Source organism: Mesorhizobium sp. M7A.F.Ca.ET.027.03.2.1 (assembly GCF_003999175.1).
Lineage (GTDB): Bacteria > Pseudomonadota > Alphaproteobacteria > Rhizobiales > Rhizobiaceae > Mesorhizobium.
Genome location: NZ_RZOM01001385.1, coordinates 1 through 1,255 on the forward strand (window position 1 = coordinate 1; position 1,255 = coordinate 1,255).

The 1,255-nt window shown below is 60.2% G+C and carries 2 protein-coding genes; one reads left to right on the forward strand and one right to left on the reverse strand.

Annotated features, from left to right (window positions below; translation table 11 throughout):
* Window positions 1–445: TetR/AcrR family transcriptional regulator (locus tag EN750_RS34885; RefSeq protein ID WP_145968218.1), on the reverse strand; the 445-nt coding region annotated here is incomplete at its 3' end.
* Window positions 446–590: 145 nt separating this feature from the next.
* Between EN750_RS34885 and EN750_RS34890 the strand changes: the two genes are divergently transcribed.
* Window positions 591–1,255: efflux RND transporter periplasmic adaptor subunit (locus EN750_RS34890; protein WP_127399317.1), on the forward strand; the 665-nt coding region annotated here is incomplete at its 3' end.

Below are 1,255 nucleotides of genomic sequence, written 5' to 3' on the forward strand. Positions count from 1 at the left end.
ATCCCTCGATGGCGAGATAGCAGATCAACAGCGATTTGAGATCCGGCGTCTCACCTTTCAGCCGCTCGAAAAGCTGCCTCTTGAAGGTCTTTATCGGCATCATGAAATCGGGATCCTCGGCGATGGCCGAGAAAATCCAGGACGCCGACGGCTGCTTTTCCTCGCAATCATTGGCTGACAGCCTGATGTAGACAGCCAGGGGATTTTCGTCCTTGGCATTTGTGCGGGCGGCTTCCAGTGCGTGCTCGAACTCACGCAGATAGCCTTCGACCAAACCTTGCATCAATTTTGCCTTGGTCGGGAAATTGTAGAGGAGCCCTCCCTTCGACACGCCGGCACGGCTGGCTACGGCATCCAGCGACAGGCTGCCTGGTCCGGATTCCCGGGCAACATCAGCCGCCGCGGCGAGAATCTTCTCGCGCGAATTCGGTCTTTGGGCTCTCATGGGGCCTCCCATCGCAAGCTTAGGCCCAATTGACAAGACCGTCCAGACGGTACAGGAAGACCGCCATTATTTGAAATCGGGACCCGCAGTCGATATGTGTCCCGATATCCGCGCTTCGCGCCGGATTTCGACTGAGGGGACTTCCTTGTTCAAGCGCATACTCCGTATCTTTATCATTGTTCTGGTTCTGGCTCTGCTCGTCGTTGTGGTCGGCGGCATCGTCGGCTTCAACTTCCTGCGCGACAACGGCATCAAGCAGTACTTCGCATCGATGAAGCCGCCGGCGGCAACCGTTTCGACGACCATCGCCAAGCCTTCGGCCTGGACGCCAGGCGTCGAGGCGATCGGTACGGTCAGGGCTGTGCGTGGTGTCGACCTGACGGTCGAGACCACCGGGATCGTCAAGGACATCCTTTTCCATGCCAACCAGAAGGTGGCCGACAATGCGGTTCTGCTGCAGCTCGATGACGCCGTCGAGCGCGCCGATCTCGACGCACAGAAAGCGCAGGCCGCGCTCGACCAGACCTCGCTGGCCCGCGCCATTGAACTGACCAGGCGTGGCGTCGGCTCCGACTCGACGCTGGACACGGCGCGTGCGGCGGCCTCGGCCTCGGCATCTCAGGTCACCAAGCTGCAGGCCGTACTCGAACAGAAGCAGCTGACGGCGCCTTTCGGCGGCACGGTGGGCATTCCCAAAATCGATATCGGCCAGTATCTGGCGCCCGGCACCGCCGTGGTGACATTGCAGGACCTCGACACGATGCGGGTCGATTTCTCGGTTCCCGAACAGCAACTCGCCTTGCTCAAGAT